Origin of the sequence: Lyngbya sp. CCAP 1446/10 (assembly GCF_026130175.1) — a bacterium.
GTDB lineage: Bacteria > Cyanobacteriota > Cyanobacteriia > Cyanobacteriales > Microcoleaceae > Microcoleus.
Map to the genome: position 1 here is coordinate 46,016 of NZ_JAIGNI010000026.1, position 24,989 is coordinate 71,004.

A 24,989-nucleotide genomic window follows, 5' to 3' on the forward strand; every position below is an offset into this window, starting at 1 on the left:
TATCTGTGGTAAAAAATCGAAAATCAATAATTCCCTTGCAAACATCTTTGATATGAATTTTTGAGAAAAATAAAATGAACCTACCTTCAGGCCCAAAAGCTCCCATCTGGTTGCAATATCTTAAACTCGCCACAAATCCTATTGGCTACATGGACGATCTCGCCAAACGCTACGGTGACATTTTCACCATCACGTTTGGGTCTACTCCCGTATTGTTTGTCAGCAATCCCCAAGGAATCGAGCAAATTTTTACCAATACAAAACAGATTCCAGCTTTAGGAGAGTTGAATGAAGATATGGCCCTAATTACGGGGAACCAAGGAATACTCCAACTCGATGGTTTGCGCCACAAACATCGCCGTCAATTGATGATGCCAGCCTTTCACGGTGCGAGGTTGCGCTCTTACGGAGAGCGAATCTGCGAACTGACAGAGGAAATTATCGGTCAACATTCGATCGGCAAAGTCTTTGTAGCTTACTCATCGATAGAAGACATTACCTTACAAGTAAGTCTTCAGCTTGTGTTGGGTTTAAGCAAGGGAGAACGCTACGAAAGACTCAGGAAACTGCTTCCTTCAATCATAAATTTGATGCGGACTCCTTTAGTTCAAGCTGCCAACATTCTCCCTTTCCTGCAACGAGATTTAGGTCGCTGGAGTCCTTGGGGGAAACTGCTTCACCTCCGGCAAGAACTTTATCAACTGCTGGAAGAGGAAGTAAAAGAACGCCGCCAGCAAGCAGATATTTCTCGCGGCGATATCCTCTCCGATTTGATGTCAGCTCGCGATGAAGCGGGTGAGATGATGACAGATGAAGAGTTGCGGGATCTGGTAATTTCGCCCTTATTTGCGGCTCAGGATGCTTCCGCAACTGCGATCGCTTGGGCATTATACTGGATTCACCATTTGCCGAACGTGCGCGATCGACTGCTCAATGAACTCGATCGCCTTGGCAATTCACCAGATCCAATGAGTATTGTCGGACTACCCTACCTCAGCGCTGTTTGTAACGAAACCTTGCGAATTTATCCCACTCAGTTATTCACATTTGCAAGATTGGTAGAAGCACCGATCGAGTTAATGGGTTATCAATTAAGTCCCGGTACGCTGCTCAGAGTTAATATTTGTCTGACTCATCGGCGTGAGGACTTATACCCAGAACCTCACAAATTTAAGCCAGAGCGCTTTCTAGAAAGAAAATTTTCACCGTATGAATTTCTACCATTTGGCGGCGGCAATCGTACTTGTATCGGTGCAGCTTTAGCTTTATTTGAGATGAAGCTAATACTGGCAACTATGCTTTCACGCTATCAATTAGAATTAGCCGATCGACGACCGGAGCAACCTAAGTTTGAAGGACTACTTTGTTACCCTGCTAATGGCGTGAAAATGGCGATCGAAAGTCAGCGCCAGCAGCAGGAGCAATATTCGTCCGCAACGCTAGCCCGATTGTAGCACCTTGTTACTCAATTCACCACTCGATCAAACCCCAGATTACATTTATAACAACCGCCAAGGTGGTTAGGACATTCTCAATTCCTGAAACGTTGGCGGATTCTAGACCCTTCTGACTCTAGCCCCTAGCAAAACAGCCCCTAGCTATATAATGACTTCACAACAGCAAACCAAAGTAACAGATGAAATCCAGCAAGGCAATCTGATTCAACTAATGTTAAAATTATCGGTTCCCGGTATTCTGGGAATGTTGTTGATTGGCTTAAACACTTTTCTCGATGCTTTATTTGCAGGACGACTGATTGGCGAAAGTGCTTTGGCAGCTATATCCCTCGCACTGCCCCTGACGACGATTGTAATTGGATGTGCCTTATCAGTTGGGGTAGGTTCTGCTTCGGTTCTCAGTCGCGCTATTGGTGCGGGAGATATCAAAACTCAGTCTCAAATATTTGGCACTTTTACAGTGATGAGTTTAATTATATCCTTTTTTATCACTATTCTAGGTTACGGTTTTGGCGATCGATTAATCTCTTTCATGGGGGGAGAAGGGGAAGTTGCCTCATTAGGAGCAGAATATTTTAAGACTTATATGCTGGGATCGGTATTTTTGGTTCTAGCGATAGGTTCTAGCCAGCTAATTAAATCTGAAGGTAGAATCGGTTTGGCCACCGGCTTTTCTGCTATTTACGTTCTGACTAATACAGTTTTAAATCCGATATTTGTTGCTGTTTTTCACTGGGGTATTCGAGGAATAGCTTTAGCAACAGTTGTTGCTTCAATCGTTTATGCTATCGTAAATTTAACCTATTTTATTTCGGGTAAAAGTTCTACTCCGATTAACCCTAAAAAGTTGACTTTTGCCAAAGATTTAGCGATACCAATTTTATCAGTCGGTGTATCGGTGCTAATTATGGAATTAATGGGAATCGTTCAGCAAGTCGTGATTTTTAAGTCGATCGCCTACTATGGAACCGATACTGATATTGCCTTTGCCGGAGCAACCTTGAACTTGTATTCTTTAGCAGTAATTCCTGTATATGGCTTCATATTTGCTTTACAGCCCGTAATCGGTATAAATTATGGAGCAGGAAATCATAACAGAATGAAGAAAGCCTACTTAATTTTTGGGCTTGGCGGTACTATTCTGTTAAGCATAATCTGGTTGCCCTTACAATTATTTCCGGCAACTTTTCTTGGCTTGTTGCTACCGAATGTTGCCTTCACTGCTAACGATCTGTTAAACTTTCGCATTGTCACTATATTGCTACCCATACTGTCTTTTGTATTTTGTAGCATTACTTTGTTTCAGTCCATAGGGAACGGTAAAATTGCGGGGATTATAGTTGTGATAAGACAAGTATTTTTGTTTATACCAGTAGTGTTAATATTGCCACTATTCATAGGAATAAATGGTATTTATTATAGCTTAACTGCTGTGGACATTTTAGTTGCCATAATTGTCGCTTTATTTACTTGGATGGAATTGGATAAATTCCAACTTAAAATATCAGCAAAATAAGGAACTTACAAAAAAATATCCACAACAAAACAGAGATGTTAAAAATTGATAATTGTACTAGGGTAAGCGCATCTCAAATGCTATTGACAAGCGGGTTTAAAGGTATCATCATGTGGGAATAAACAAGCAGCGAGAATAGTCAGCATATAGTTATTATCCATAGCGGCGCGATTGAATTTTTGGCATTAGATAGGTTTTTTCCCGCCTACCTACTTAAATCGCGATCAAAAACCTAAGAATTGGTCAGTTACTTGTATTATTTGCTCCTAATGCTCCCACTCAAAAGTCAGAAAGGTTTAATCGGCCTAATTCTGATTGCAGTGCGGCTTTACCTGCTACTTATGTCAGTGGAGTTGATGTCGCTAGCTTAAGGGAAGCCATCGCTTCAACAAAAAGTGCTGGAAGTGCTAGCTACGAAACAATTGGTTCTTGCACCGGCAACTTCGACGATCGCAATTGTAGCAGAGCACTGAGCCGATACCAGTTTGCGAGCGATCGCACGGCCGGTAACTGCGATCGTTTCTTCAAAACGTTTTTAGGTGTGACTAGACCTGATTCAGACTAATTATTAATTAACCTAAATTCTCAAAAGCTAAATAATCGCTTTTGGCAAGCACTTATACATAATTATTTTTAATCTAAAACTAGAAAATCATAAGTTTTATTGTGTAAAGCAACGGACTCATCCAATCTAGAAGCCAATTTTCAACGGATTTGCAGCTTAAAGCGCGGGGGATTCCAACAACGCCCCTAACTTGTCGGCAGTACGCCAGTGAAGTTTTGCCAAAAACAAAACAAACTTGATCAAAAATTAAATCACTATTTACTTGACATTTGCAAAGAGTTTATTTATTTTAATAAGGCTACTGCAAATAATATGCAATAATTACTGGGTTGTTGACTGCGACCCGAGAGCATCGTCCCTCATGTCAGGAAACTAGATTGAAACTACGATCGCAGCATAGCTACGCCTGTTACTCACAGACTTGGTTTCCGTGTTTGTGTAGGTAGGTTTTCAGCACAGTCAAGTGACCAGAGTGCAGCTCAATCGGTGCATTCACCCCGCGACAGATGGTGTAGCGTCTCAAGTTTTTTTAAGTGTGTGGTGTGGAAATGAAACTGTGTTTGCCGTTTTTTTGTGTGGCGCTGCTCGGCGTTGGTATCATGCCAGTAGCAGCAGTTGGGCCAAGGAGTTTCTCTGACGGCGCTAACCCAGACTCTGGTGAAACTGCGCCTGAGAGTGCCCCCGATCTGAGTTCAATAAATCCCTCAAAAGAGGACGATCGCACTCAATCTCAATGGTGGGCGATGGCTTCTGCGATCGAGCCCCAAAAAACCATCGAAGAAAGGCCCTCATCTGAAAGCGAGGAGTTAGAAGTCAAGCACAATACAGAAAACAACGACCAAAAATCCAATTCTGACTTGACATTTGCTCCCAAGCCGGATGGCGATCGCCCGAATCCTCTTCCTAATATTGAACCGACAGCACCGGCAAAAGAACCCACAGCAGCAATACCCAAACTCGACGAAATAGCTCGTCCGAATACCAGTGTAGAAAGCTTATTACATCCGTCAAGACCGAGTTTGAGCAACTTTTCAGATGTTGTGCAAATCTCTCAATCAGTCGTACAAGTAACAGGCGTGCGATTGAACCCAACACAGGCAGGTTTAGAAGTCATTTTAGTTTCAGCAGAGGGGCAAGTCCTGCAAGCGAAAACCAGGACTGAGGGCAAAACTTTGATAGCTGAGATTTCCAATGCTCAATTAGTTCTACCTGATGGTCAAGAATTTCGGGCCCAAAATCCATTTGAGGGAATTAATTTAGTCACGGTGACTCAGGTTGATGCTAGTAGTATCCGCATCAGCATCACGGGTCAAGAAAATTTGCCAACAGCAGGCGTACTCAGAAGCGCCAGCGGTTTAGTTCTGAGTGTCAGCACAGAAAAAATTAATATCATTGTCACGGGCAATCAGCAAACTCCTTATCTACAGCCCAACGCTTCTTCCGCCACCCGCACAGACACCCCAATTCGAGATATTCCTCAATCGATCCAAGTAGTTCCTCAAGAAGTGATACAAGATCAACAAGTTACCCGCTTAGATGAAGCACTCCGCAACGTTAGCGGTGTCACATACGGCGGAACTGTTACAGGTCGGGGTAGCGAATTCGGCCTTCGAGGTTTTAACGATGCCCCTATCTTGCGAGATGGGTTCAGGCGATATAGTAGTTTTGGGTCTTTTCCAGAAGTCGCCAACCTCGATCGTGTTGAAGTTCTCAAAGGGCCAGCTTCAATTTTGTACGGTGAGATTCAACCAGGGGGTTTAATTAACTTAGTATCAAAACAACCGCTGTCAGAACCTTTCTACGAAGCAGAACTGCAACTGGGAAACCAGACTTTTGTCCGGCCCCGGTTTGACATCTCCGGCCCCTTAACCTCAGATCGCAGCCTGCTGTACCGCGTCAACGGATTGTACCAAACAAGTGATAGTTATCGGGGCTTTACCCAAGACAATCAGCGGTTATCTATTGCACCGACACTGACCTGGAAAATAAGCGATCGCGCTGACTTGACAGTTTCTCTAGAATACATCGATGATAAGCGGGCTGCTGATAATGGACTGGTTGTTCTTGGTCGTCGGGTTGTTGATGTTCCGCGCGATCGCGTTGCTAGCGATCCCGATGATGCGATCGAAACCCAAGATTTGAATGTTGGCTACAATTTCGAGTACCGTTTCAGTGACAACTGGAAGCTAAGAAATGCGTTTCGCTACGCATCCTACAACTTCGATTTCAATGTAATCGGTCTTCAAGAACTTGGCTTTGATGAAAAAACTGCCACCACCGATCTCTTTTGGGCTTCTCAAGACTCCCAAAATAAAAACTACACCCTCCAAACAAACATCGTCGGCGATTTTGCTACAGGTTCAATCCAACACACCCTCATATTTGGTGCAGACATCAGCTACAGCGATCAAAGACTTTCCACAGTCGGTGATTTTGAAACACCGATCCCCGTCAATATTTTCAATCCGGTTTACAGATCAGTTCCCAAACCAGATGAAGATACACTAGCTTCTTTTGGATCGAATAAGATAGAAACAAGCCGATATGGTTTCTACGTGCAAGATCAAATTTCAATCTTCGATAATTTAAAGCTACTAGCAGGTCTTCGCTATGACACCGCAGAGCAAAGAAACGACTCAGGTGAAGGAAGCGAAACAACTCAAAATTACAATGATTTTACCCCCCGCCTCGGTATTGTTTATCAACCCATTCCCGAAATTTCTCTTTATGCGAGTTATTCGCGCTCTTTTAATCCAGGTTCGGCAACAACAGCCGGGGGCGGTCTGATCGAACCCGAAACCGGATCGGGTTACGAAGTCGGTGTCAAAGCTGAGTTGTTCGACAGAAGACTTGCCGCTACTTTGGCATACTTTGACATTACAAAACAAAACGTTGCTGTCACCGATCCGAATAATTCTTTATTCTCAATTGCCTCTGGGGAACAGCAAAGTCGTGGTGTTGAACTCGATATTTCGGGACAAATTTTGCCAGGGTGGAATATTATTGCTGCTTACGCCTATACGGACGCTGAAGTTACAGCAGATACAGACCGATCTCTGGTTGGCAACAGATTGTTTAATGTTCCCAAACATAGCGGTAGTCTGTGGACAACTTATGAAATTCAAAGCGGCGACTTGCAGGGTTTAGGCTTGGGAGTTGGGTTCAGCTATGTGGGCGAGAGACAAGGGGATTTACCTAACAGCTTTCAAGTGGATAGTTATTTCCTCCCCAATGCTGCTGTTTTTTATCAGCGCGATAATTGGCGAGCTGCCATCAATATCAAAAATCTGTTCAATGTCAACTACATTGAATCTGTTACGGGTAGCAGAGCTTCTGGCAATCAGCCTGGTGAACCATTGACAGTAATTGGTTCATTTTCCGTGAAATTTTGATGTTTTTTGACAATTGGGAAACAACTCAATCAAGTTTTGATTTTTTAGAGCAGGAGACATCCATGAAACGATTTCAACTTAATGCAATTCTCGTTGTAAGTGGGTTAGTAGCGATCGCGTGTCAAGCCGAATCAAATCAACCACAAGCAAATCAACCTGATGTTCAAAAAGCTACAACAAACGCTTCAAGCACCCCTGAAAAGGCTGTTGATCAAGCGCCCCCAAAAATTGCGCCATCACCTATAGCCACTCAGGTGATTTCTATGAATGCCTACAAATTCCCTTATTTAGGATTTAATGGCGTGTTTAATCTCAACACAGAACACCAGAACTCTGTCAAAGATCCGCGCAATCCCAAACGCATTGATATCGAAAAAATGGAGAAATTTAGCTTCTACAAAGATGCAGCCGGGAAAAAACCAATCGCACGGAATTGTCAGTATGTCTACATGGGTGCAACTGGCGATTCCAAGTATTACGCCGAAGACAAAATGACTTGGGATTTATTTGAGTTGGTGAAACAGGAAAAGCAAGATCCAAACTGCAATAAGTTCCAGTATCTCAGTTTCGTCCCGCCGCATGGTGAAGCAAATGGTGAACCAATACATATGCACTTTCGTTATGCCAGTAAGCCATCTAGTTTTGCAACGCTGGTGAATATGACCAAAGATCCAGAGGATGCGACTAAATTTAGTCCTTGGTTTGCCACTTATTGTGGTGGTGGCAAAACTAAGTGCGGCACAGGAGAGTGACAGGTTAATTTACCATAATTTCGCTCCGGGGCGGGTTTACTAATATCTGTAATCAAGCGCTATAGGAGCCTGTAAACCCGCCCCCGATCGTAGTTAAAAACCCCAAAAAACATAACTCACATCAACTTTAGAAAAAAAATAAGAAATCAATAGAGCTTACCGTAAAACCAGAAACATTATGGAATAGTCGCGCTCCAATCCCGCTAATAAATCTCACTCTTTTTATTGGCAATGCTAGGCATTAGATACGGTTAATCTGTAGTAGCAGGAGACAAACCCTAAATGCCATCTCAAAAAGTCATAAAGTTTGTTTTGTTTGATACTTAATCATTTTTTTCACCATGAAAATTCGCAAATTGATACTAACAATACATGGTTCGATTGCGATTGCGATCGGGCTATTACTAACTGTGATTAGTTTGACTGGTAGCGCCCTTGTATTTCACCAGGAACTAGATCGCGCGATTCACCCATCTTTCATGCGAGTTGTTCCCCAAGCAAAGCTAGTCTCGCTGGATCAAATGATCGCACCAGTGCAAGCTGCTTATCCTAATTTCCCTTTAGAGTCAATTCGCTTTCCTCAAACGCCGGATGGCAGCTATCAGATCACAATAAAAGCCCAAGACGGAGAAAGCTTAGATACATTTGTTAATCCTTACACGGCTAAGATTTTGGGAGCGAGAAAGTGGGATAATTCTCCAATTGGATTTCTCTACAACTTCCACTACAAATTAGCGATAGGTCAAGTGGGAATGGTGGCTGTCGGTATAACTGGCTTGCTATTTTTACTAATCGTAATTACAGGGATAATATTGTGGAGTGGTTGGCGAAAGTTGAAAACAGGCTTGACAGTTCGCACGACTGCACCACTACCATTATTAAGTTACGATATCCATCAAGTTGGAGGCATTTTATCAAGTACATTTTTACTAATTATGGCTGTTACAGGTGCGAGCTTGTCATTTTTAGTTCTGCAATCTTCATTCAATCAATCTCCGCAATTGGCAAAAGTCTTGCCCCCTGCGAAACAACCCATAGCTTTAAGTGAACTGTTACGCAAAGCTGATGCAGCCATGCCGGATGGAAAAACGACTTATGTAGTTTTTGACGAACATGAACCAGAAAAAATTACGGTTAGCAAGCAACTTCCTCACGAGTTAATTCGATTTGCTATGAGTAATGTAGAACTGAACCGATATAGTGGGGAAGTGTTGACAGTCAATCGCGTTGTAGAACCGCCACCGATGTTCAAGTTTATGATTGCGATCGGCACTCTTCATTTTGGTCTTTTTGGCGGAATTTACAGTCGCATTCTCTATGTATTCATCGGCTTAATACCCAGTATTTTATTAATCACTGGTTCGGTGAATTGGGAACGGAGACGGTGGCTGAATGCCAGACGGGAATCAACATCCCAATTACTGGCAAATCAAACTGAGTCAAATCGGCTTTCTTAAGCAGGATTTACTCACAAGAAAGAAACCTGGTTATTATGAAAAGTTGACTATTTTTAACTAGAAATTTACGATTTAACTAGGTTTATGGTTGATGACTATGAAGCCTGTAAATCCTCGTCGGTTGATAGCGAACAATCTGAATTCATATTCAAGTTTAGCAACGCCCTCCAAAAAATAATTCGGACTTGGTATTTGATACTGCACGCGCTAGCGATCGCAAAACTCTTATACCAATTTCATAAAATAGTGCTACAGTTAGCTGACAGCAGAGGGCGATCGCACTTATTGACGCGAAAACGGTGGAAGCAGCGAATTTGTGCCGCGCGAGTTACGATTTGACAGATTTGGATCGTCCGCAAGTGGAGGCGCGCGGCGACTGCTCAATATTAACCCGCTGCTGGATGTAACATTGCAGGCAAAGAAGTTAAAAAAGTCAATCCCACCAGTAAGAAATAACGGTAGTGCCCTGAAGGAAAGGATGGAGTAAGCGACTATTAGAGAGAAGTGTTTGCCATTGGTGATATGAAAGTAGAAATTCATCCTTGCCCCAATTGTGGCTCAGGAGAAGTTAGTCGTAATGGTCAAACTCGGCATCGTAAACAAAACTACAAATATCGAGAATGTGGTCGTCAATTTGTTCTGAATCCGATGTGGAAAGCGATTACCAAACAACAACAGGAATTAATGTCACGGATGCTACTTGAACGTATTTCTTAGGCGGGGATTGATCGGGTGCTAAAAGTGTCAGAAGATAAAGTTCAGCGCTACGTAAATGCCCAAGCTCTTGTTGTTAAGAAGCAAGTGTCGCGGAGTCCCAAGCCAAGGCGAGCGCCTGAATGTTCAGATGGAGGAGTTATGGTAGTTTGTGGACAATAAAGGAAATCAGCAGTGGGTCTGGCTGGCATTGGATGCCCAGACTAGGGAAATTGTTGGTGTACACATTGTCGATCGTAGCGCAGTATCAGCTCAGGCCTTATGGAATTCAATGCCACCAGTTTACCGTCAATGTGCAGTAATTTATACTGACCATTGGAGTGCCTATGATTCTGTATTGTAAGCGTAAACGTCATCGCAGTGTAGACAAAAATAGTGGTTGTACCAGCTATATCGAGCGATTCAACTGCACCCTTCGACAACGAGTATTTCGCTTGGTGAGAAAGAGCTTATCCTTCTCTAACAAATTGGAAAATCATATTGCTTCCCGGAGAGCGTTTTGTGCATCATTATAATGCTAATTTACAACTCTAGATGCCTACTTTTCTTTGAATTCGGTTTTATCATCTTGATCCTTTCCTTCATGGGACTACCGCTATTGGCGAATGGGTGCTGCAAACGGCCTGCACTCAGAATAAAGCTTGGCAGGATGCTTTGCAACCTGATTTGCGGGTAGCAGTCAAATTTTCGGTCAGGCAGTTCCAGCAATTTAATTTAGTGCAAATGGTGACGGATTGCTTGAAAAAAACGGGTTTATCACAAAAATATTTAGAGTTAGAAATTACCGAGACTACAGCAATGCAAGATGTGGATTATACCACAAAAATTCTAAGGGATTTGCAGAATATGGGAGTGCAGATTGTGCTGGACGATTTTGGCACAGGTTATTGTTCTCTAAGTTATCTCACAAAGTTTCCGTTGAATATCTTGAAAATTGATAAATCTTTTGTTAGCGGGCTGACGACAGATCCGTGCGAACGGGCGATCGCGAATGCTGTAGCGACGCTGGGACGAGATTTGAATTTGAGCGTGGTGGCCGAAGGCGTGGAAACTAACGATGTCCGCCTCCGCGGACAAAGATCAGAGAAAGACGGCGGTTGAGACCGCCGTGTCTTCTTCAACCCACGCACCATCTGGGTTTTGTTTGTATCGACGCGGTTTCAACCGCCGTGTCTTGTGCGATCGATCGCCCGCGCCACTTAAAAATTAAAATAATGTTCAGAATAACGGATTTGTGCCAAAAGACAGAGGAAAATATCGCTACCCCAACATAAAGGCTTTGTCTATGCAGCCAATTCGCACATTTAACGTTTCCCCGTCGCTACCGGCAATTCTCGAACCCCTACGCAAGCTTGCCTATAACCTGCACTGGGATTGGAACGTTGACACCAAAGACTTATTCCGCCGCCTCGATCGAGACCTGTGGGACTCCAGCAACCAAAACCCGGTGCTGATGCTCGGAACCATCTCTCAAGAGCGACTGCAAGAAATGGCAGAAGACGACGGCTTCATTGCCCAAATGAAACGAGCCGCCCAGCAGTTAGAGGATTATCTCAAAAACCGCGCCTGGTATCGCAAACAGCGCGGTACAGACAAGCAAGAATGTTACGCTTACTTTTCGATGGAATTCGGCTTAGTGAAAGCCCTACCCATCTATTCCGGCGGTTTGGGCGTGCTCGCGGGAGACCACCTCAAATCTGCTAGCGACTTAGGCTTGCCCTTGGCTGGTGTGGGCTTGCTCTACCAAGAAGGCTATTTTTCGCAGTATCTCAACGCCGACGGCTGGCAGCAAGAACGCTATCCGCTGAACGATTTCTACAATATGCCGCTCCACCTAGAACGCAATCCCGACGGTTCGGAATTGCGGATTGAGGTAGACTATCCAGGCCGCAAGGTGTACGCGCGGATTTGGCGAGTACAAGTGGGGACAGTTCCTTTGTACTTGATGGATACAAATATTGAACCTAACAGCCGCTACGACCAAGATATTACTGACCAACTCTACGGCGGTGACAAAACTCTGCGGATGCACCAGGAAATCATGCTGGGTATCGGCGGCGTGAAAATGCTCAAGGCTTTGGGCTTGACTGTTACGGCTTATCACATGAATGAAGGCCACGCGGCTTTCATGGCTTTGGAACGCATACGGATGCTGATGGAGGAATATCACCTGAGTTTCGTGGAAGCGGAACAGGTGGTGGTTTCCAGCAGTATGTTTACGACTCACACGCCTGTGCCTGCTGGGTTTGACTTGTTTGAACCGGATATGGTGATGCACTATCTGGGCCAGTATCCCAGGATGTTTGGCTTGTCGCAAGATGAGTTTCTGGCGTTGGGCCGGGAGAATGTTGGCGATTTGTCCGCACCTCTGAATATGGCAATTTTGGCAATTAAGATGTCGAGTTTTGTCAATGGGGTGGCGGCTTTGCACGGTGTGGTGTCGCGCCCGATGTTTGGCGGACTTTGGCCTGGTTTGCCGATCGAAGAAGTGCCGATTACTTCGATTACCAACGGGGTGCACGCTCGCAGTTGTGTGGCGAAGTCTACTCAGGAATTGTACGATCGCTATCTTGGCCCGGATTGGGAAATGACCGGCCAGGACGATCGCCTGTGGGACAGGATTTCGTCGATTCCTGACGAGGAATTGTGGCGGAATCACGAACGCTGTCGATCGGAGTTGGTGGTATTCGCGCGGGAGTGGCTGCAAAAGACTCTGCGTGAGCGTGGTGCTGCTCAAACGGAAATCGAACCCGCGCGCGAGGCTCTCAATCCGAAGGTGCTGACGATCGGGTTTGCGCGCCGTTTTGCTACTTATAAGCGGGCGACGCTGTTTTTGCGCGATGTCGATCGCATTATGCGGATCATGCGCGACAAAAACTGCCCCGTCCAGTTTGTGATTGCTGGGAAGGCTCACCCGATGGATATTCCGGGTAAGGAATTGATTCGGGATATCGTTCACTTTATCCGCGAGCACGAAACTATCAGTTCGATGGTGTTTCTGCCGAATTACGACATTAACGTGGCTCGGATGATGGTGTCCGGCTGCGATGTGTGGCTGAATACGCCGCGCCGCCCCCGTGAGGCTTCGGGTACTTCGGGGATGAAGGCTTCGATGAATGGTTTGCCTAATCTAAGTATTCTTGACGGTTGGTGGGATGAGGCGGATTACGTTCGCACTGGTTGGCCGATCGGGCATGGGGAGTTTTACGAAGATACTGAGTATCAGGATGAGGTTGAAGCGAATGCTTTGTACGACTTGATGGAAAAGGAAGTTGTACCGCTGTTTTACAACCGAGATGCTGATGGAATTCCTCGCGGTTGGACGGAGAAAATGAAGGATTCGATTAGCTTGAACTGTCCTTTCTTCAATACGGCTCGGATGGTGAAGGATTACGCGCGGCGGGCTTATTTCCCGGTGAGCGATCGATTCCACACCATGACTTCTGACGGGTGCGCTCCGGCCAAGGAGTTGTCTCACTGGAAGAAGCACCTTCTCGCGAAGTGGAAAGACATTAAGATTGAGGCTGTTGATATTTCCCAGGATAAGGAAGTTAAGGTCAATCAGTTGATCGCGGTTAAATCTCGCATCAATCTGATGGGATTGACGCCTGCGGATGTGCAAGTTGAACTTTATCAAGGTTCGGTTGATGCTAACGGCGATATTGTCGGTGGCGTGCCGGTGGTAATGGAGTATTTGGGAGAAGATTCTCACAATGCTAGCCTTTATACGGCTGACATTACTTATACTTCTAGCGGTTTACAAGGTTTGTCCTTGCGCGTTTTGCCTAAGCACGATAATCTCAGCAGCCCCTATGAAGCTGGTGTGATTCTCTGGGCGCATTAGTCAGTTGACTGTTGACTGTTAACTGTTAACTGTTGACTGTTGACTGTTAACTGTTAACTGTTGTCAATGGGCGATTGTGCTATTTTTCCTATCTTCTTATTGAGGTTGGGGAATGACTATGTAGCCGGTTGTGCGATCGCCCAATACGAGATTCCGCTCGATTCCCCAGTACCACCAGTGCGCGCCGATATAAGCGCACAGCAAGGCATCTAGCTGGTCTTCTAAGGCTTTGAGAGTTGCAACACTGGTGGGGATTTCGGGGAGTTTTGAACCGCCAAGGCTCACAGGCAAGATGCCTGTGCCACAAGACAGATTTAGAGAGGGTTCAAGGCTCGGTAAAATATCGATAATATACTGGCATAGTTTCATCAATTCTAGTTGACGCTCTGCCAGTTTTCCTTTTTTGTATTTGATTATTCGTTCTAATTGAAATAGATTGATTGTGGCTGGATGGGGATAGACTTCTATTTGATATCGCCCTAATTTCTTAGCTTCTATGATCGGTGCGTGGATAAATCCTCTGGCTTCTAAACTGAGGCCAAATTCTACTGTTTTTTGGGCGAAGGGGCGGGAAAGGTTGGCGGGATAGCAGCCTGCGTGGTAGCGCCCGAAGTGTTTGTGGGTGAGTTTGTCGGCTTCGCGCATTCCTGATGGATTGCTGATGATTGTGGGGGCATCTACGGCGATGATGGCTGGTTCGGTTGGGGAGATTTGGGTGTCGATCCAGATGAGGATGTCGTTGGTTGCTAAGAGGCGATCGCACTCGATGAATTGTAATTGGTTATTTTCCCAATTTAAGCAGCACAAACCGCTGGCGCCGGAACTCCAACCTAAATCGATGCCGATAAATTTCATAGTTGTTTAAAGGGCGATCGCCCAAACCGCACTCAATTTTTTTCCGGTTTTTCATCCGATGGCGGGGGCTGTTGTTTCATTTCCTTTTGATATTCTCTAGCTGCTTGTTCTAAAACGAAGGCTGCTAAGCTGCTGATTGAACGGCGTTCCTGATTTGCCCAGTCTTCCAGGATGTCATAGATTCCATCAGCCAAATAAGTTGTTAAGCGTTTGGTCATCCGAGGCTCAGTATTTTTGTGTTTAGGGCGATCGTCATTGTGCTGTATATGGACTGTCTTGTCTAGATTGCGTCATATACGTTACACATATGTGGCGTTTAAGTGATATACTGTGAGCAAGTCAAAAGCCAGCGCGATCCCTAGGAAAGTTCTTCGCTGGCTTCTGGCCCCCCACATACGCAAGGAGACAATTTCTATGATAAAGCCTGGAAGCGACGAGAGCGAATATACTCGCGGCTATCAACAAGCTTTGGATGACTTTGGCGTGACGCAACTGCTGTCACGCATCCGCTGCTACTCGGATGACGATTTTGATGCCGATCGCGCGCAGTTGACTCAGCAGGAGCTGGAAAGCTTGGTGGGGATGGTGATTGAGCGCGTGGCGGCGAATATTAAAGGTAGTGCGATCGCCCGTTATCTCAACACTCTCAGAAATGCCAATTCTCCGATTGTGGGGGACGATCGCAATTCTTGGGCGATCGTGCGGATTTTGCCGAATGCTCAGCATTACACAATTGCTCGTTTTTTTAACCGCCAAGATGCGGACGATCGTTTGAGGGCTTTGTGTCGGTTTGTTCCTGACGGGGTGTTTGAGGTTGTGTGGGTGTCTGCTGTTTAAAGAACCAGGATAGTCGTAGACGCGCCGACAGTCAGAAACCGGGTTTTTTACTAAAATCTTTGGTTATAGCCGACAGATGAGATAAAAACCCGGTTTCTTGGGTATTATGGGCGATCGACCCGCGCCGACTTTATTTCGATTCGCGTCCGCAATAAACGACCATCTCGATCGAGACGCAAACCCGATCTACTGTTATTTGCCTAACTCATCTGCTTTCTCAATTCTCTCAGCATTTTACTGCTACCTTCGGTGAATGCTCGATCGACCAACTGAGGAATTAACTCCAGAATCGGTAAGTTGGGAAAAGTAGGACTACTAGAAGATTCAACATACTTCCCGTCAATAAGAACGTTAATGGTAAATTTTTTTTCAGTATAGATCCACACTTCTGGAACCTCTAATGCTTCATAGATATCGAGAGCAGTCAGGGATGTTACATCTGCTTCAATTGCCAAGTCAGGAGGCGGATCTACAGTCAGATCTATTCTTTGGCGATCGCGCACTTCCTCAGCATTTTGGATGTAAAAACAGGTATCTGGTTCGAGTCCTGCTTGTTTGGCTTTCTTTCTAAAGGTTGTCGAACCAAAGTCTTCCCAATCTCGCTCTTGGATATCGAGTAGGGTGGTAACTATATGACCAATAATTCGGTGCGGTCTTTCGTGGATTGGAAGGGGCGACATAATTTCTAGTGTTCCTTTAATATAAGCGATTCTCGTCCTGATTCCTGCTGCTTCTCTTTCTTCTAGAATCGCTTCAAATTGATCCCATGTGACATCGCGGATAGTCATTAAACTACCTGGGTCAAGCTGAATATTTTTAATGGGGATTGTGACGGATATGGTAGCAGTCATAGGTTTTAATTTCTGGAGAGGGTGTTGGATTTGCGATGGAATGCTTTGTGATCTCCTCCGAAGGAATCCATATTTTTCTTACCTCTTCCTAAATTATAGCATGACTCTCAAACCGAATATTGAAGCAACTGACGAGTAGCCGATCGCATTTCATTAACCTGATGTTTGGAAATAGGGCGATCGCCTTTTCCTAAAAACAAATAAAAAACCGGGTTTCTAGGGTATTGGCGATCGCCCCACAGCGATTTTATTTGGGCGGTTGAGAAGGTGTGGGACTGAGTATCAGCAATTGATCGCCGGATTGACTTTGTTGAACCGCAACTACTGGAGGGCGAGCGTCAGGGTCTTTTTGCTGTTCATTCGTTAAAGCGGGAAACAGATAAATCCAGTTTCCTCTTTGCAGAAGCAACCGCCAAATTCTTGGTTCCTTGGAGTTGGTAGCATCTGTGTCTGTCTTGTCTACTAAATCATCAAATAAACCTTTATCGCCAATTATTCTATACTCTTTATAGTCTTTCGCCGAAGGGTTTTCAAACACATGTTCAAGTTTTCTTCCTAAAGCAAGGTTGTCTTCCTTGGCTATTAAAGTGACAGCAGGTAAAGCAGAAGTTTCGCTGGCATCGTGTCGGGCATCGGTAATTCCTTGGTGGTAAGCTGACCAGAACAAAACCAGCAATACCCAACTGACGATTATAATTTCATCAACGAGCGATCGCAGTAATTTGATTGAGTTATATCTATTGATATTAAATCGCTGCCAAGACTTCAAGAAGCGAAGCAGCAACCATAATCTTCTTCTGCGAGCATAGAAACGCCACCGTCGATTTCTCCGATTGATTGTAGTAGCAAATTTATGGTTTATACTATTAACCAGCCACAAAGTGAGGTAAATACCGAGGGCTGTGAGTAGAATCGCGATCGCACTTCTGAATATCGTCGGCCCATCAGCTAAAAAAACCTGAAGCGGCGCCATAAAAAACGATTCGACAGGTAAATCGAGAGTCGTTACCTGTATCTGAAAAAAGTAAAAATACGACCAGCGATAAATCCAGCCCGTGAAAAATAGGGCGGCACCAAGTAAGCCAACAACACTGGCAAAGTTGCCTAAGATATTCGATTCGGGAGTAGGTTCGGGAGTAGCGGACACGGAATCACCTTCAAGGGATGTGAAGTATAATTTTATAATCGTAGCGGGTTAACGCTTACCCTTGAAGGGGGTTTAGGGGACTATGAAACGCAAAACACTTTCTTTTTTAGTTGTAGCACTTTTTACAGTAACGGCGGGTATGGCGGCACAAGTCAATGCAGCCAGTCAGGAAGTTCAGAAACCAAATTTGCCATCTGTACAAGCACAGGCTAAGGCCAGCCAGCCCATACCCGTAGCATTGCCCACGGATGCAGAAATTGTGATGAAAGGGGGGCAAAAAAACGGCGGTCGAGTTGTACAGATTGATGAGAAAGGGCAAAAATTAGTGATACAGCGAGGACGGGATACGCGATCGTTACCTTTAAGTCAAGTTGAGAAAATCGTGTTTGCCAACAATGCGGTTGTTTATAGCGCTAAGGGAGGGCCGATTGTTCGGGGCGAGCGTCCACCAGCAAACCGTACAGAGACTTGGCGCGGTATTCCCATGAATGCTTTTCGCCTGCTAAATCCGCCGGACAAAGGTCAAGCAGAGTTAAATCTAGGGTCTGTTATTTCTGCTGACGATTTGGACTATATTAGGCAAATCATGCTGGGAAACGGGAAAAATACGCGACAATATGTCGTGGATGAAATGCAGTTTGATGTGAAGAAAAAGACGATGACAATTACAGCAACTCCGTATTGAGTCCATTGCGGGGCCAGAAACCGGGTTTTTCACGAAAATATTTCGTTGCAGCCCGCAGATTCGATAAAAACCCGGTTTCTTTGGTCGGAGTGTGTAAACCCTGTAGAATTAAAATACAAACTCTCTTTACTAAAACCGATGGAAACCATCAATCTTAAAGAAGAAGCCCTGAGTTTAATTGATAAGTTGCCTGAAAATTTTACTTGGTCTGACCTAATATCTGCAATTCATCTCAGACAAAGGATGCAATCTCAAGCAATTCACATTCAAGGCATCAAACCAGAAGTTGAACCAGAAACTTTAGATGAAATTGAGAAAGAACGCCATATCGATCGACCTCAGAATTTTTGGGAAGCAGTTCAAAAGTTTCGGCAAGAAAACAATTTGGAAGAAGAAGGAATTGAGCCGGAGGTTTTTGAGGGAGTTCGGGATAAATAGTATAGATCGGCGATGCTCCTAGTGTTACAATCGATAAAAGCTAGTTAAAAAAGACAGATAACTATGCAAATAAAAGGCATCAAACGGGGTAATATTATAGAAATTTCAGAAAGCCTGAATATTCCTGATGGTTCAGAAGTTCTGATTGAGGTGCCGGATGCTCCGCGAACAAACAATGAGGAAAGGCTGAAACGTTTACATCAAATATTGGGAGCTTGGAAATACAAGACTGAATGAACTGGGAGAAATTTTTGCCGAAATTGATAGAGAGCGGCATAGTTATTTTGGCAGACCAATAGACTTTTTGAAGAATTAGACGATTGGTTAATTTAATGAGGAGAAGTAGGTAAGGTAATGAAACGAATTATCATCAGTGTTTTGGCTTTGGGTGTGTGTTTGACTCCTCTGACTGTGCCGCTGATGGTGCAACCTAGTTGGGGGCAAAGTCGAGATTCACAGGTTGAAGAATTAAAGCAACTCCAACAGCAAGCACAGCAACAAGAAAGGCAAGGACAAGCGCGACAGGCAATAGAAACATTGCAGCAAGCTCTAACCATTGTACGACAATTGAAAGAGAAACGGAGTGAAGCTATGACACTCAATTCTATTGGTTTTAACTACGACAGGATATCCCAACCGCAAGAAGCGTTGAAATACTATACTCAAGCTTTACTAATTACGCGGCAAATAGACGATCGCGTAGGCGTTGCTATTATTTTGAATAATATTGGTGCAGTGTACAACAGCATCTCCCAACCACAAGAAGCATTGAAATACTATAACCAAGCTTTACCAATTTTGCGATCAGTGAGCGCTCCCAGGGGGGAAGCTGCTACTTTGAATAATATTGGTTTAGTCTACTACAGCATTTCTCAACCGCAAGAGGCATTGAAATACTACAACCAAGCTTTGCCGATTAGACGGGAAGTGAATGATCGCGCGGGGGAAGCTACTACTTTGACTAATATTGGTGCAGTCTACAACAGCATTTCTCAGCCGCAAGAAGCTTTGAAATACTTTAACCAAGCTTTGCCGATTTTGCGGTCAGTGGGCGCTCCCTCTGAGGAAGCTGCTACTTTGAATAATATTGGTTTAGTCTACTACAGCATTTCTCAACCGCAAGAGGCATTGAAATACTACAACCAAGCTTTGCCGATTTTGCGGTCAGTGAGTGATCGCGCGGGGGAAGCTAATACTTTGAATAATATTGGTGCAGTCTACGGCAGCATTTCTCAACCACAAGAGGCTTTGAAATACTTTAACCAAGCTTTGCCGATTAGGCGAGAAGTGGGCGATCGCGCGGGGGAATCTGCTACTTTGAATAATATTGGTGCAGTCTACGACAGCATTTCTCAACCGCAAGAGGCATTGAAATACTTTAACCAAGCTTTGCCGATTAGGCGAGAAGTGGGCGATCGCGCGGGGGAATCTGCTACTTTGAATAATATTGGTGCAGTCTACAACAGCATTTCTCAACCGCAAGAAGCATTGAAATACTACAACCAAGCTTTGGCGATTACACGAGAAGTGGGCGATCGCGCCTTTGAAGCTGCTACTTTGAGTAATATTGGTACAGTTTACCAAGATACGAATAAACCTACTGATGCCATCAAAAATTGGGAGCAATCCCTCAATATTACCCTAGGAATACGGAGTGGTTTACAACGGGAAAATCGCCAAAAGTTTTTAGAAGGTGAAAGAGGAACTCCCATCGCCCTCACATCCCTCCTCATCGACCAAAACCAAGCCGATCGCGCTTTTCAATGGGTCAACATCGCCACCACAGCCGATCTAGCCGACTACACCCGCTTAATTAACGCCAAAGTCGCCAACCCCCAAGCACAAAAAGCCATAGACGAATGGAATCAAAAAAATCAACAACTGCAATACCTCTATCGCCAATTCCAAGACAAACCCTCAGACAATCTCTCCCGACAAATGCGGGAATTAGAAACAGAAGTCAACCGCCAAGCAGAACAAATCTCCCGCAGTTTCCCAGAAGTCGCCGAACTCTTTGAAACCAAACCCAAAGACATCGCCCAATTGAAAGCCAGTATCTCACCCGGAACCGTAGTCATTCAACCAGTCTTACTCACAAATGTCAAAAATGTTCCCAATACCATCGCCATATTTGTCTTGACAAAAGACAGTTTAAGTGTTAAAAAAATTGCGATAAACCCTGAAGAATTCGACAAACTCATCACTCAATACCGCGAACAACTGTCAAGCGAAGGCAAAGGTTACAAAGAAACTAGCCGCCAACTATACGACCTCCTGATTCGCCCAGTAGAAGACCAAATACAGGCATTCTCTCCCAAACAATTGAGCATCATCGCCACAGGAAAATTGCGTTATCTCCCGTTTGAAGCCCTTTTAGACAAGCAAACCGAGAAATACTTAATCGAGAAATATCCCGTCAACTATCTCACCCGCATTTCTACCAGGTCAATTCCCGATTCCACATTACAAGGCGGCATATTAGCATTAGGAAATCCCGTCCCCCGCAATCCGCAAAATCTACCCGGTTCCGAAGCCGAAGTGAGAAATATCGCTCAATTATTCCCCGGCAGTTCCGCCTATATCGGCAATGCCGCCACCCTCGCTCAGTTCAAAAGCCAAGCCTCCCGCTTTCCCTTTCTGCACCTAGCAACTCACGGCTGTTTCCAACCGGAAGGCTGTCAAAAATTGGACATGAAAGCAAATACACTGCTATTTGCTGACACTCAATTCAATATTGCCGATGCCGCGTTATTAGGATTGCAAAACACCAGACTCCTCACCTTAAGCGCGTGTCAAACAGCTTTGCAAGCGAATTCCAACGGCGAAGAAATATCGGGAATTGCCTATATTTTTGAGCGTGCGGGTGCAAAAGCTGTGATGGCGAGTCTCTGGAGTGTTGATGATACAGCTACTCAAGAATTGATGGTGGCATTTTATCAAAATATCAATAAAGGCATGAGCAAAGGGGAAGCTTTGCGGCAAGCTAAATTGAGTCAAATCACTCGCCATCCTTTTTATTGGTCGCCGTTTATTTTAATTGGCGATGCGCGGTAGCGGTTGAACACCCGGCGGTTGAAACCGCGTCGATACAAACAAAACCCGCCTCCGCGGGTTGAAGACAAGACGATTAAAATTACATTATCTTCAGTCCGCGGAGGCGGACATCGTTTGTGTAGACGCGGTTTCAACCGTACGTCCTATCTTCTGTGTAGACGCGGTTTCAACCGTACGTCCTATCTTCTATTGGCCATCCAAAAGATCCTATCCCGTAGGGAATCGCCCAAAGGGGCCCAACCAAATTTATACACGCAAGACGGCAAATACAACACAACGTATACGGTTTGCCACAATGCCCAAATCGATCGCACGCCGTACATTAGGAAGAGTAAACAAAAGCAGTCCAAAGCTGTAGCAGTAAAAGCCTCACCGATGCAACCGTCCCCCAACAGGTTCGGTAAATACACCTTCATCGCAAGGTCTAACCGCCCGCAGTATAGAGATAAGTACCCTATCGAAGACTGTATTAAAGCAGAACTGACTACCCGTAAACCGCGAGGTAGAATCGCAGTCCTGAATAACCAGACTATCACACAGATAGAAAACCAAAATTTTGTAGATATTGGAGCCGGAACACCCCTATGGGAAAAGTAGTTGGAATTGACTTAGGTACCACAAACTCCTGCGTCGCAGTTATGGAAGGCGGCAAACCCACCGTCATAGCCAACGCCGAAGGGGGTCGCACCACACCTTCCGTAGTCGCTTATGCTAAAAATGGCGATCAACTCGTCGGACAAATCGCCAAGCGTCAAGCCGTGATGAACGCCGAAAACACCTTTTACTCAGTAAAACGGTTTATCGGGCGTCGGGTTGACGAAGTAACCCACGAAACCACTGAAGTTTCCTACAAAGTCCTGAAAGTCGGCAACAGCCTCAAACTCGACTGTCCAGCCCGCGGCAAACAATTTGCTCCCGAAGAAATTTCCGCGCAAGTGTTGCGGAAACTTGTAGAAGACGCCAGCAAATACCTGGGTGAAACTGTTACCCAAGCGGTAATTACAGTACCCGCGTACTTCAATGACTCCCAGCGCCAAGCTACTAAAGACGCTGGAAAAATTGCCGGTATTGAAGTTCTGCGGATTATTAACGAACCTACAGCAGCCGCTTTAGCCTACGGATTAGATAAAAAGAGCAACGAAACCATCCTCGTATTTGACTTGGGCGGCGGTACTTTCGACGTATCAATTCTCGAAGTCGGCGACGGCGTATTTGAAGTGCTAGCAACTTCTGGAGACACTCACCTCGGCGGTGACGACTTCGACAAAAAAATCGTCGATTTCATCGCTAATGACTTCCAAAGAGCCGAAGGAATTGACCTCCGCAAAGACAAACAAGCACTGCAACGCCTGACGGAAGCAGCCGAAAAAGCCAAGATTGAACTGTCGAGTGTTACTCAAGCAGAAATCAACTTGCCGTTTATTACTGCGACTCAAGACGGACCAAAACACTTGGACACCACCTTGACTCGCGGCAAGTTTGAAGAGCTTTGTTCTGATTTGATCGATCGCTCTCGCATTCCCGTAGAAAACGCAATCCGCGACGCCAAACTCGACAAATCTGCAATTAACGAAGTCGTCTTAGTTGGTGGTTCTACACGCATTCCAGCCGTGCAAGAGCTTGTCAAAAAGATCCTCGGCAAAGACCCCAACCAAACGGTAAACCCGGATGAAGTGGTTGCAGTCGGTGCAGCAATTCAAGCTGGCGTGCTCGCAGGCGAAGTCAAAGACATCTTGTTGCTCGACGTTACCCCGCTGTCTCTCGGTGTCGAAACCTTGGGCGGCGTGATGACCAAAATCATTCCTCGCAACACCACAATTCCTACCAAGAAGTCGGAAACTTTCTCGACGGCTGTAGACGGCCAAACTAACGTGGAAATTCACGTTTTGCAAGGCGAACGGGAAATGGCCAATGACAACAAGGATTTAGGCACTTTCCGCTTAGATGGAGTTCCCCCAGCCCCCCGTGGCGTACCTCAAATTGAAGTTACATTTGATATCGATGCTAACGGTATTTTGAATGTAGCTGCTAAGGATAAAGGTACTGGCAAGGAACAATCGATTAGCATTACTGGTGCTTCTACTTTGCCCAGCAATGAAGTCGATCGCATGGTGAGAGAAGCCGAATCGAATGCGGCTGCTGACAAGGAACGTCGCGAACGGATCGATCGCAAAAACCAAGCAGACTCCTTAGCTTATCAAATTGAGAAGCAGTTGGCAGAATTGGGCGATAAGGTTCCTGATGCTGACAAGACTAAGGTTGAAGGCTTGATCAAAGACTTGCGGGAGGCCGTCGAAAAAGAAGACGACGCAGCCATCAAGACGCTGACAACCGAGTTGCAACAAGCATTCTACGCAGTCAGCAGCAGCCTGTACCAGCAAGCAGACGGCTCCACTGGCGGCCCAACTGGCGGCCCGACTGACGGCGGCGATGACGTGATTGATGCTGACTTTACTGAAGGCAAATAGATCGGGCTTTCCCGGTTAAACTGACCACAGGCAGCTAGAAGCAAGAAACCCGGTTTTGAAGAAAAACCGGGTTTCTGTTTATGAAAAATCATGCAATATTATTTGTAGGGTGCGTCGCCATAAAAAATCCCTAAATTTAATCGACAATCTCATAGCGACGCACCAAGCGACAATAGTTGAGAAAACAAGCCCCAAAAATGTTTTGTAGTAAGACTTGTCATAAATATTATTAGAAAAAATCTTGCTTGAGACATAGTAAAAAAGCTATAATATGCTTCAATAAAAATCATAAAATAGCAGTAATATCGCAATCGAGAGCAATCAAATGTCACGTTCTCCCATACAAACTCCCGCCACAAATACACTCAACAAATCCCAGATTGCATCCTTGCGCCGTCTCCGCCGCATCAGCCACTTACTCGACAATGCAATTCCCATTCCCGGCACCCGTTACCGCATCGGACTCGATCCGATACTAGGACTTATACCGGGCGGTGGCGATTTAATCGGATCAATTTTTGCAGGTTATGTTGTGTTTAAATCCGCGCAACTCGGAGTACCGCAAGAAACCCTAATCCAAATGGCTGCTAACATCGTATTTGATACAGTTGCCGGCACTGTACCGGTTGCTGGAGACTTATTTGATGTTGCTTGGAAAGCTAATGTCAAGAATATAGAATTGCTAGATGCTCATTTAGGTAGCCCGGAACCTAGTAAAAAAGCTGACTGGTTATTTGTCGCGGCTTTGCTGTTAGGTTTGACGTTAATTGTCGGAGGCGTGATTTTCTTGAGTGTGATGCTTTTAGGGTGGTTATTTAGGGCACTGACAGGCGGTTGATTTTGGGGTTTAGGTTATGATTACATCTCAATTTGATACTCCCCATGCCGTGCATGCGAGGGGATTCTTGAAGAGTCCAAATACGAACCTTCAAAGGCGAAATCAAAGCGCCCCTACTG

19 protein-coding genes and 1 pseudogene are annotated in these 24,989 nt (G+C 45.1%); 16 read left to right on the forward strand and 4 right to left on the reverse strand.

Annotated features, from left to right (window positions below; translation table 11 throughout):
- The first annotated feature begins 74 nt into the window (after nucleotides 1–74).
- The 9 genes and pseudogenes from K4039_RS12795 (at nucleotide 75) to glgP (ending at nucleotide 13,697) form a co-directional block, all read left to right on the forward strand.
- A complete protein-coding gene (locus tag K4039_RS12795; protein ID WP_265235565.1) occupies nucleotides 75–1,454 on the forward strand; it encodes a cytochrome P450 in 1,380 nt (459 codons plus the stop codon).
- A 151-nt stretch (nucleotides 1,455–1,605) separates the two neighbouring features.
- Complete coding sequence (locus K4039_RS12800) at nucleotides 1,606–2,973, forward strand: MATE family efflux transporter (protein WP_265235566.1); 1,368 nt, start codon at nucleotides 1,606–1,608, stop codon at nucleotides 2,971–2,973.
- Nucleotides 2,974–4,086: 1,113 nt separating this feature from the next.
- Complete coding sequence (locus K4039_RS12805; RefSeq protein ID WP_265235567.1) at nucleotides 4,087–6,930, forward strand: TonB-dependent receptor; 2,844 nt, start codon at nucleotides 4,087–4,089, stop codon at nucleotides 6,928–6,930.
- A 62-nt stretch (nucleotides 6,931–6,992) separates the two neighbouring features.
- Nucleotides 6,993–7,682, forward strand: coding sequence for a hypothetical protein (locus tag K4039_RS12810; RefSeq protein WP_265235568.1), 690 nt, complete (start codon nucleotides 6,993–6,995; stop codon nucleotides 7,680–7,682).
- Nucleotides 7,683–8,038: 356 nt separating this feature from the next.
- A complete protein-coding gene (locus tag K4039_RS12815; RefSeq protein WP_265235569.1) occupies nucleotides 8,039–9,139 on the forward strand; it encodes a PepSY domain-containing protein in 1,101 nt (366 codons plus the stop codon).
- 84 nt (nucleotides 9,140–9,223) lie between these two features.
- The gene (locus K4039_RS12820; protein WP_265235570.1) at nucleotides 9,224–9,478 is read left to right on the forward strand and encodes a hypothetical protein; all 255 of its coding nucleotides are present in this window, start codon (nucleotides 9,224–9,226) and stop codon (nucleotides 9,476–9,478) included.
- 183 nt (nucleotides 9,479–9,661) lie between these two features.
- A pseudogene (locus K4039_RS12825) lies at nucleotides 9,662–10,387 on the forward strand (IS1 family transposase).
- A 63-nt stretch (nucleotides 10,388–10,450) separates the two neighbouring features.
- Nucleotides 10,451–10,954, forward strand: coding sequence for an EAL domain-containing protein (locus K4039_RS12830; RefSeq protein ID WP_265235583.1), 504 nt, complete (start codon nucleotides 10,451–10,453; stop codon nucleotides 10,952–10,954).
- 184 nt (nucleotides 10,955–11,138) lie between these two features.
- Complete coding sequence (gene glgP, locus K4039_RS12835; RefSeq protein WP_265235584.1) at nucleotides 11,139–13,697, forward strand: alpha-glucan family phosphorylase; 2,559 nt, start codon at nucleotides 11,139–11,141, stop codon at nucleotides 13,695–13,697.
- Between the two features lie 96 nt (nucleotides 13,698–13,793).
- Here glgP and K4039_RS12840 read toward each other — a convergent pair whose 3' ends face one another.
- Together K4039_RS12840 and K4039_RS12845 are read right to left on the reverse strand one after the other, a co-directional pair.
- The gene (locus tag K4039_RS12840; protein WP_265235571.1) at nucleotides 13,794–14,552 is read right to left on the reverse strand and encodes a DUF429 domain-containing protein; all 759 of its coding nucleotides are present in this window, start codon (nucleotides 14,550–14,552) and stop codon (nucleotides 13,794–13,796) included.
- 32 nt (nucleotides 14,553–14,584) lie between these two features.
- The gene (locus K4039_RS12845; protein ID WP_265235572.1) at nucleotides 14,585–14,770 is read right to left on the reverse strand and encodes a hypothetical protein; all 186 of its coding nucleotides are present in this window, start codon (nucleotides 14,768–14,770) and stop codon (nucleotides 14,585–14,587) included.
- A gap of 196 nt (nucleotides 14,771–14,966) precedes the next feature.
- Here K4039_RS12845 and K4039_RS12850 point away from each other — a divergent pair, with 196 nt between their 5' ends.
- Nucleotides 14,967–15,389: a hypothetical protein gene (locus K4039_RS12850; RefSeq protein ID WP_265235573.1), complete on the forward strand. Its 423-nt coding sequence runs from the start codon at nucleotides 14,967–14,969 to the stop codon at nucleotides 15,387–15,389.
- Between the two features lie 200 nt (nucleotides 15,390–15,589).
- Here K4039_RS12850 and K4039_RS12855 read toward each other — a convergent pair whose 3' ends face one another.
- Nucleotides 15,590–16,240 (reverse strand): Uma2 family endonuclease, encoded by a 651-nt coding sequence (locus K4039_RS12855; RefSeq protein WP_265235574.1) that lies wholly within the window; start codon nucleotides 16,238–16,240, stop codon nucleotides 15,590–15,592.
- Nucleotides 16,241–16,487: 247 nt separating this feature from the next.
- Nucleotides 16,488–17,387: a hypothetical protein gene (locus tag K4039_RS12860; RefSeq protein ID WP_265235575.1), complete on the reverse strand. Its 900-nt coding sequence runs from the start codon at nucleotides 17,385–17,387 to the stop codon at nucleotides 16,488–16,490.
- Nucleotides 17,388–17,469: 82 nt separating this feature from the next.
- On the opposite strand from K4039_RS12860, the gene K4039_RS12865 reads away from it, so the two are divergent.
- The 6 genes from K4039_RS12865 to K4039_RS12890 all read left to right on the forward strand — a co-directional run bounded on the left by K4039_RS12865 (nucleotide 17,470) and on the right by K4039_RS12890 (nucleotide 24,870).
- Entirely contained in the window at nucleotides 17,470–18,072 is a 603-nt protein-coding gene (locus K4039_RS12865; RefSeq protein ID WP_265235576.1) for a hypothetical protein, read from the forward strand.
- A gap of 138 nt (nucleotides 18,073–18,210) precedes the next feature.
- The gene (locus K4039_RS12870) at nucleotides 18,211–18,510 is read left to right on the forward strand and encodes a hypothetical protein (RefSeq protein WP_265235577.1); all 300 of its coding nucleotides are present in this window, start codon (nucleotides 18,211–18,213) and stop codon (nucleotides 18,508–18,510) included.
- 63 nt (nucleotides 18,511–18,573) lie between these two features.
- On the forward strand, nucleotides 18,574–18,747 hold the full coding sequence (locus K4039_RS12875) for a hypothetical protein (protein WP_265235578.1): 174 nt from the start codon (nucleotides 18,574–18,576) through the stop codon (nucleotides 18,745–18,747).
- A gap of 117 nt (nucleotides 18,748–18,864) precedes the next feature.
- Entirely contained in the window at nucleotides 18,865–21,564 is a 2,700-nt protein-coding gene (locus K4039_RS12880; protein ID WP_265235579.1) for a tetratricopeptide repeat protein, read from the forward strand.
- A gap of 584 nt (nucleotides 21,565–22,148) precedes the next feature.
- Complete coding sequence (dnaK, locus tag K4039_RS12885) at nucleotides 22,149–24,032, forward strand: molecular chaperone DnaK (protein ID WP_265235580.1); 1,884 nt, start codon at nucleotides 22,149–22,151, stop codon at nucleotides 24,030–24,032.
- Between the two features lie 325 nt (nucleotides 24,033–24,357).
- Nucleotides 24,358–24,870 carry a DUF4112 domain-containing protein gene (locus tag K4039_RS12890; protein ID WP_265235581.1) on the forward strand — a complete coding sequence of 171 codons (513 nt, stop codon included), beginning with the start codon at nucleotides 24,358–24,360 and terminating at the stop codon, nucleotides 24,868–24,870.
- Nucleotides 24,871–24,989 lie beyond the last annotated feature (119 nt).

Coding starts and splice junctions, on each gene's coding strand:
- K4039_RS12795 (WP_265235565.1), top strand. CDS start 75: ATGAACCTACCTTCAGGCCCAAAAGCTCCCATCTGGTTGCAATATCTT.
- K4039_RS12800 (WP_265235566.1), top strand. CDS start 1,606: ATGACTTCACAACAGCAAACCAAAGTAACAGATGAAATCCAGCAAGGC.
- K4039_RS12805 (WP_265235567.1), top strand. CDS start 4,087: ATGAAACTGTGTTTGCCGTTTTTTTGTGTGGCGCTGCTCGGCGTTGGT.
- K4039_RS12810 (WP_265235568.1), top strand. CDS start 6,993: ATGAAACGATTTCAACTTAATGCAATTCTCGTTGTAAGTGGGTTAGTA.
- K4039_RS12820 (WP_265235570.1), top strand. CDS start 9,224: ATGGTTGATGACTATGAAGCCTGTAAATCCTCGTCGGTTGATAGCGAA.
- glgP (WP_265235584.1), top strand. CDS start 11,139: ATGCAGCCAATTCGCACATTTAACGTTTCCCCGTCGCTACCGGCAATT.
- K4039_RS12840 (WP_265235571.1), bottom strand. CDS start 14,552: ATGAAATTTATCGGCATCGATTTAGGTTGGAGTTCCGGCGCCAGCGGT.
- K4039_RS12845 (WP_265235572.1), bottom strand. CDS start 14,770: ATGACCAAACGCTTAACAACTTATTTGGCTGATGGAATCTATGACATC.
- K4039_RS12850 (WP_265235573.1), top strand. CDS start 14,967: ATGATAAAGCCTGGAAGCGACGAGAGCGAATATACTCGCGGCTATCAA.
- K4039_RS12855 (WP_265235574.1), bottom strand. CDS start 16,240: ATGACTGCTACCATATCCGTCACAATCCCCATTAAAAATATTCAGCTT.
- K4039_RS12865 (WP_265235576.1), top strand. CDS start 17,470: ATGAAACGCAAAACACTTTCTTTTTTAGTTGTAGCACTTTTTACAGTA.
- K4039_RS12870 (WP_265235577.1), top strand. CDS start 18,211: ATGGAAACCATCAATCTTAAAGAAGAAGCCCTGAGTTTAATTGATAAG.
- K4039_RS12875 (WP_265235578.1), top strand. CDS start 18,574: ATGCAAATAAAAGGCATCAAACGGGGTAATATTATAGAAATTTCAGAA.
- K4039_RS12880 (WP_265235579.1), top strand. CDS start 18,865: ATGAAACGAATTATCATCAGTGTTTTGGCTTTGGGTGTGTGTTTGACT.
- dnaK (WP_265235580.1), top strand. CDS start 22,149: ATGGGAAAAGTAGTTGGAATTGACTTAGGTACCACAAACTCCTGCGTC.
- K4039_RS12890 (WP_265235581.1), top strand. CDS start 24,358: ATGTCACGTTCTCCCATACAAACTCCCGCCACAAATACACTCAACAAA.